Source organism: Solemya velesiana gill symbiont, assembly GCF_002020805.1.
Classification (GTDB): Bacteria; Pseudomonadota; Gammaproteobacteria; order Chromatiales; family Chromatiaceae; genus Sedimenticola_A.
In genome coordinates, this window is record NZ_MPRJ01000110.1 from 1 (window position 1) to 5983 (window position 5983).

A 5983-nucleotide genomic window follows, 5' to 3' on the forward strand; every position below is an offset into this window, starting at 1 on the left:
AACTGGAAAAAGAAAGTAATCTCAGGCCATAATCCGGCTATCTAGGCGGGTCAATATTAGATGCAAAACCTGGGTCAGTTTTAACTGCAAATCAACAGGCCGGATCCACTCCGTGGTGGTGTGCCAGGTCGACATAGGCGCGGGTGGCGATTTCTGCTTGGGGATTGGAATAACGCGAGAAACGCTCGAATAAGGTCAAGCGGGCGTTTGCCGGTGGCGACTTTGCGAGATATTTCCCTGACAGCACACCAAAGGCCATTGGGGAGTATGCCAGTAACCCGGCATCTTCACGGTGGCTGATTTCAGCAAGACCGATTTCGAAGGTACGGTTGAGGAGGTTATAGGGATTTTGAATGCTGACGACTCTCGGTAATTCGTTTTCTTCTGCCAGTTTCATGTATTACATCATTCCCCAGGGCGTTTCATTGGAAATGCCGATATGCCGGATTTTTCCCGCCTTTACCAGGTCCGCAAGTACCTCCAGGGTTTCTGATATTGGGACACTATGCTCCTGTCCCGGGTGCAAGTAACCCAGCCTACCGAAGAAGTTGGTTGCCCTGTCCGGCCAGTGGAGTTGATAAATGTCGATGACATCGGTTCGTAGTCTGCGCAAGCTTCCATCAATGGCTGCTTCGATATTCTTGCGATCCAGGTGAGGATTGCCATCGCGTATATAGGGCAGCCAGTCGGCAGCGCCAACCACCTTGGTTGCGATGACAAGGCTGTCGCGACAGCCTCGTTTGGCCAGCCAGCTGCCGATGTATGCCTCGGTTCTGCCCTGGGTATCGGCCTTGGGCGGAACAGGATACATCTCGGCGGTGTCTATGAAATTGATACCAGCGTCGAGCGCACGGTCCAGTTGCTGGTGAGCTTCGACTTCGGTGTTCTGCTCGCCAAAGGTCATGGTGCCCAGGCAGAGTGCGCTAACTTTTATATCGGTGCGCCCGAGTTGGCGATATTCCATCGGAAGGCCCTTGTTGTTGATTGTCTCTGATGCGGCTCCGAGACGTTTGGATTGTATCAATGAATTGTTTCAGGGCTGAAGGCTTGGATCAATTCAGAGACTATTGCAGTGGAAATCGGGTATAAATCGTTATATTCACAGTGTAGATGGCGAGGGGATAGTGGTGGAGAGGACTGAAGGGTAAAGAATTCATGCAGTTGGCCGAGGGCCTTTTTTCAAATACTGTGCTCTGGTGGATAGGTGCTTTCTACGGCCTGGCTCTATTCTATGCACTGCGAATGTCGCCCTGGCGTCGGCTGCTTGAGGCAGAGCAGTGGCACGTTTTTCTCGGTAGCTGTGTGGTCTTGCTGGTACTCTGGAGCATGGATGCGCGTATCAACGACGGCCTTAGCTTCCATCTCCTTGGGGTTACCACTATCACATTGATGTTCGGCTGGTCATTTGGGGTGATTGCAAACAGCATTGCCCTGCTGGGAGTAACGATCAATGGTGACAATGCATGGTCGGCATTTGCACTCAATGCACTGGTGTTGGGTGTGCTGCCGGTTACCCTGACCCAAGTCATCCTGGTGCTGGTACGCTCCCTGCTGCCGAAGAACTTCTTCATCTACGTGCTGGTCAATGGTTTTTTGACAGCAGGCCTGGTGATGCTGGTCAGTGGTTACGTTGCAACAGGGCTGCTGATATTGAGCGGGGGATACTCCCTGGTCGAACTGAAGGAGACTTTCATCCCGTTTTTCCCGCTGATGGCAATGCCCGAGGCATTTCTGAACGGCTGGATAATTACGGTTCTGGTAGTCTATCGTCCGCAATGGGTCTATTCGTTCAGTGACGAGCTTTATATCAAGGGTAAATGAGGAGGTATCGGTTTGAGTTGGTGGGGTAAAGTTGCCGGCGGGGCGTTCGGTTTCATGTTGGGTGGGCCACTGGGTGCCTTGCTGGGTGCCGTGCTCGGTCACAGTCTGGACAAGGGGATGAAGGGGATGGAAGGCGCCGAGGAGCTTGGTCCAGGTGACCGCGAGCGAGTACAGACCGCTTTTTTTACCACGGTATTCTCGGTCATGGGTCGGATTGCCAAGGCGGACGGCCAGGTTTCCAAGGATGAAATTGCACTCGCCGAAACGGTGATGCGGGAGATGGACCTGAATGTCGAGATGCGCAATACGGCCATCAACCTGTTCAACCAGGGCAAGGCTGACGATTTTCCCCTGGACGAGGTGCTGGACCAGTTTCGCCGGGAGTGTCACCGTCGCAACACCCTGATCCAGATGTTCATCGAAATCCAGATCCAGGCGGCCTATGCCGACGGACGCATGGACGGTGCCGAAGAGCAGTCGCTGCTGCACATCTGCAGGCGCCTGGGTGTGCCGGAATTTGCCTTCAGGCGGCTTGAAAAGATGATACGTGCAGAGCGACATTACGCTGGTGCAGGTCGGGGCCGTGCTGCGCCTCCGCCATCAAAGCCCACACTGAACGATGCCTATGCGATACTCAACGTGAATGCGGATGCCACGGATGCCGAGGTGAAGAAGGCCTACCGTCGCCTGATGAGTCAGCACCACCCCGACAAGCTGGTGGCCAAGGGGCTGCCCGAAGAGATGATGAAAATGGCCACTCAGAAGACCCACGAGATACGCCAGGCCTACGAGCAGGTGAAGTCAGCGCGGGGCATTTAGTTCTTGCCTGCCTGTAAAAGGGGTTGAGCCCCGCCTCCAAGCCTCCTATTCTTGTTTGAAACTATAACAACCCAATCAAAGGAGGCTGCCGGATGTCAGATTCAATCGATCCCATCCTGCTCAACTTCGTTTACGCCATCATGGGCGGTGCACTCACACTCTTTTTCATGTGGCTCGGCTGCAAGGTGTTCAGCCATATCGTCAACTTCAGCATTCCGGATGAGCTTGCCAAGGGCAATCTTGCAGTGGGTGTGATGATCATGGGTATCTTTATCAGTATCGGTACCGCCATGGGCCTAGTGATCGGGTTGGGACTGAACTAATGATCCGCGGGCGCTGATGGTTCTACTCCACGTTATTGGTTCCGATGCTTGCACTGGCGGGCAAGGGGGACCATGTGAAGGATAAATACTGGACCACCAAGTACGATCGCACCTTCAAGAAATACTCCAAGCGCTATTTCGGTCCGGGCATGGACTGGCAGTGGTTCAAGGCCCAGGGAATCGCAGAATCCGGCCTCAAGCCCAAGGCAAAGAGCAGGGCGGGGGCTATCGGTATCATGCAGATCATGCCGTCCACATTTGAAGAGATCAAAGCCAAGAATCCTCACTTTGTGGATATCGAAGATCCCGACTGGAATATCGCTGCCGCTATCTACTATGACCGCAAGCTCTACAAGCGCTGGAAAAAAGAACTGCCCAACGGTGAGAAGCTGAGTTTTACCTTTGCCAGCTATAACGCCGGTCATGCAAAGATCAGGCGTGCCTATAAAAAGGCCGCAGAGAAAGCAGATAAAGTCGCCCAGTGGGAGCAGGTAGCTCCGTTCTCACCATCGGAAAGACGGCACTATGTTCGCCGGATCCACGGACTCATGAAAAAGCGATAGCGTGTAGCGAGCCTGCACGTTCGAGACTTAAAGCCAATGTTATTTTCCGACAGTTAATCCAGCGCCTGGTGGACTAACCCAGGAATGCCTCATGCGATTGCAGGTACCGTTCCTCCTCAATGGTACTTGTTCGCCCCAGAATCCTGTTGCGATGGGGGAAGCGACCAAACCGTTTGATCAGGTCCCGGTGGTGTTCAGCGAACTTGAGATTACTATCCAGGCCGTGTTCCCGATACAGCTTCACCGATAGATCCTGCATCTCGAGGTCTTCGCTATGCATCAAAGGCATAAACAGGAAAGAGAGATGTTCTTTCTCCAGTTCCTGGTGCTGTCCGGTTTCAATGCCCTGGCATGTAATTTCAACAGCCTTCTGTTCCATGCTGAAACTGGTGGCCTGGTTGCGAAACATGTTCAGTGGGAACTGATCCATAATGATCACCAGTGCAAGGCTGCCCAAGGGGCTGTCTTGCCAGTCATCAAGTTCGCCGGCGGCGGCTTTTCTCCACAGGGCTTGATATCGATCACGGATTTCCTTATCCAGCGCTTCGGTGGAAGAGAGCCACTGTTTTTTGACCCGTTCGGAAAACCAGAAATCGATGATCTCGGCTGGTGTGATGGTCATGAGGTTTCCTGAAACCATTTCTCGGTTCGGACAGGGCTTTAACACTCGGTGATGCTGACAGCGAGTCCTCCCAGGGAGGTCTCCTTGTATTTCTCCGACATCTCGAGGCCGGTCTGCTTCATGGCGGCAATGCAGTTATCCAGGGGCATGAAGTGAGACCCGCTGCCCCGTATGGCGAGAGAGGCTGCTGCATAGGCCTTGATGGCGCCAAAGCCGCTTCGTTCGATACAGGGCACCTGGACAAGGCCGTTTACAGGGTCGCAGGTCATACCGAGGTGGTGCTCCAGAGCGATCTCTGCAGCATTCTCAATCTGCTCCGGGGTGCCTCCTCGAACGGCACACAACCCGGCAGCTGCCATGGAGGCAGCTGCGCCCACCTCGCCCTGGCAACCCACCTCGGCCCCGGAGATCGAGCTTCGGTGCTTGATGATGCCGCCGATGGCGCTGGCGGTCAGGAGAAACTCACGTACCTGTTCCTGGTTTCCGTCTTCGTGGGTGATGAAATGATAAAGCACGGCCGGTATGACGCCCGCGGCGCCATTGGTGGAAGCGGTTACCACCATGTGCCCGGCGGCATTCTCTTCGTTTACCGCCATGGCGTATGCGCACAGCCAGTCATTGACCGTGGCACCGTCGGGATCGGCCTCAAGTTGTTGGTGAAGGTGTTTTGCGCGGCGCGGCAGGTCGAGCCCCCCGGGTAGGGTGCCCTCTGTTGTCAGCCCCTTTTCGATACAGTCCCGCATCGCACGCCATATGCTGTCCAGGCCACGATTCAACACATCCTCTGTGCTGTGATGACGCTCGTTGAAGCGTTTCATGTCCGCTATGGGCAGTTGGCTCTCGGCTGACATTTCCAACATGGATCGCGCAGAGTCGAAAGGATAGGGGCAGGAGACAGCGGGCTCCATCCTGAGCGGAGCAACCAGCTGATTGATCTCTGCGAGGGTGCTGATGAAGCCGCCGCCAATGGAGAAATAGATTTCAGAAAGCAGCACCTCATTGGGCTGGCCAAGGAGTTCGAAGATCATCCCGTTCGGGTGCTCCGAAAGGGGGGCGCCTTTGTCGAACAGGATATTTTTGTCGGCTGAAAACGGGATGCTCAGTTTGTCATTTACCGAAATACTGTCACTTTTCCAGATGCGATTGACCAGGGCGTCGACATCCTGGCCGGCCAGGTCCCCGGGATTGTAGCCATGCAGCCCAAGAACAACCGCGCGATCCGTGGCATGGCCCTTGCCCGTGTAAGCCAGGGACCCCTTGAGGATACAGCGAACATGGATGTTTCTATCGGTCCCATGCTCTGAAATGAATGCTGCGGCACGCGCAATGAAGTCACATGCGGCGACCATGGGGCCTGCCGTGTGTGAACTCGACGGGCCTATGCCGATCTTGAAAAGTTCCAGTACGCTGATGAACATTGAATACCGATCCCGCCTGTCGCCCTGGCGCGAATTAATACAACCTAATGATGGCACATTACACTACAGCCAGTTCTAACATGGTTTACCGTTGAATTTGACAGGTAGGTATTGTGGGAAAGAGAGCTACCTCCGCGCCTTGCCGCTCTGATGCCCGATTGTGATCTTAACCACCTTGGCCGCCTTCTCCTCGAGCTGGATATGGTCCAGTCCCTCTTCGCCGACAGTGGAGAGCACACCATATTGGCAGAAGCGTAGCAATTCATCCGCTTCAGCTGGCTCAATCGCACGATCGGTTCGTCTTAGGTTTTTTCGTCTTTAGGGCAACTCTGATTAATTTCGAAAATCGTATACCATCGACCTATTGATCTCCACTCCCAGGAAAAGGATGAGACAGCAAAGCCTAGAAGCCAGTGG

7 protein-coding genes and 1 pseudogene are annotated in these 5983 nt (G+C 54.3%); 4 read left to right on the forward strand and 4 right to left on the reverse strand.

The features are described from left to right. Positions 1-97: 97 nt before the first annotated feature. Positions 98-964 (reverse strand): annotated as a pseudogene (locus tag BOW53_RS12245) (aldo/keto reductase); the annotation flags it as partial. A gap of 191 nt (positions 965-1155) precedes the next feature. On the opposite strand from BOW53_RS12245, the gene BOW53_RS12250 reads away from it, so the two are divergent. The 4 genes from BOW53_RS12250 (at position 1156) to BOW53_RS12265 (ending at position 3526) form a co-directional block, all read left to right on the forward strand. Beyond that, the gene (locus BOW53_RS12250) at positions 1156-1821 is read left to right on the forward strand and encodes an energy-coupling factor ABC transporter permease (protein ID WP_078488259.1); all 666 of its coding nucleotides are present in this window, start codon (positions 1156-1158) and stop codon (positions 1819-1821) included. A gap of 12 nt (positions 1822-1833) precedes the next feature. Further along, a complete protein-coding gene (gene djlA, locus BOW53_RS12255; RefSeq protein ID WP_078488260.1) occupies positions 1834-2640 on the forward strand; it encodes a co-chaperone DjlA in 807 nt (268 codons plus the stop codon). A gap of 92 nt (positions 2641-2732) precedes the next feature. Beyond that, positions 2733-2963, forward strand: a complete 231-nt coding sequence (locus tag BOW53_RS12260; RefSeq protein ID WP_078488261.1) for a DUF350 domain-containing protein — start codon at positions 2733-2735, stop codon at positions 2961-2963. Between the two features lie 44 nt (positions 2964-3007). After that, positions 3008-3526, forward strand: a complete 519-nt coding sequence (locus BOW53_RS12265; RefSeq protein WP_078488262.1) for a transglycosylase SLT domain-containing protein — start codon at positions 3008-3010, stop codon at positions 3524-3526. 73 nt (positions 3527-3599) lie between these two features. On the opposite strand, the gene BOW53_RS12270 is transcribed toward BOW53_RS12265, so the two are convergent. The 3 genes from BOW53_RS12270 to BOW53_RS13600 form a co-directional block, all read right to left on the reverse strand. Next, the gene (locus BOW53_RS12270; protein WP_078488263.1) at positions 3600-4148 is read right to left on the reverse strand and encodes a DUF924 family protein; all 549 of its coding nucleotides are present in this window, start codon (positions 4146-4148) and stop codon (positions 3600-3602) included. Between the two features lie 38 nt (positions 4149-4186). Continuing rightward, positions 4187-5566 carry an L-serine ammonia-lyase gene (locus BOW53_RS12275; protein ID WP_078488264.1) on the reverse strand — a complete coding sequence of 460 codons (1380 nt, stop codon included), beginning with the start codon at positions 5564-5566 and terminating at the stop codon, positions 4187-4189. A 126-nt stretch (positions 5567-5692) separates the two neighbouring features. Next, positions 5693-5827, reverse strand: a complete 135-nt coding sequence (locus BOW53_RS13600) for a hypothetical protein (protein WP_281254049.1) — start codon at positions 5825-5827, stop codon at positions 5693-5695. Positions 5828-5983 lie beyond the last annotated feature (156 nt).

Bases quoted from the DNA above. Each gene is read 5' to 3' on its own strand.
- BOW53_RS12250 (WP_078488259.1), top strand. From the start codon at position 1,156: ATGCAGTTGGCCGAGGGCCTTTTTTCAAATACTGTGCTCTGGTGGATA.
- BOW53_RS12260 (WP_078488261.1), top strand. From the start codon at position 2,733: ATGTCAGATTCAATCGATCCCATCCTGCTCAACTTCGTTTACGCCATC.
- BOW53_RS12265 (WP_078488262.1), top strand. From the start codon at position 3,008: ATGCTTGCACTGGCGGGCAAGGGGGACCATGTGAAGGATAAATACTGG.
- BOW53_RS12270 (WP_078488263.1), bottom strand. From the start codon at position 4,148: ATGACCATCACACCAGCCGAGATCATCGATTTCTGGTTTTCCGAACGG.
- BOW53_RS12275 (WP_078488264.1), bottom strand. From the start codon at position 5,566: ATGTTCATCAGCGTACTGGAACTTTTCAAGATCGGCATAGGCCCGTCG.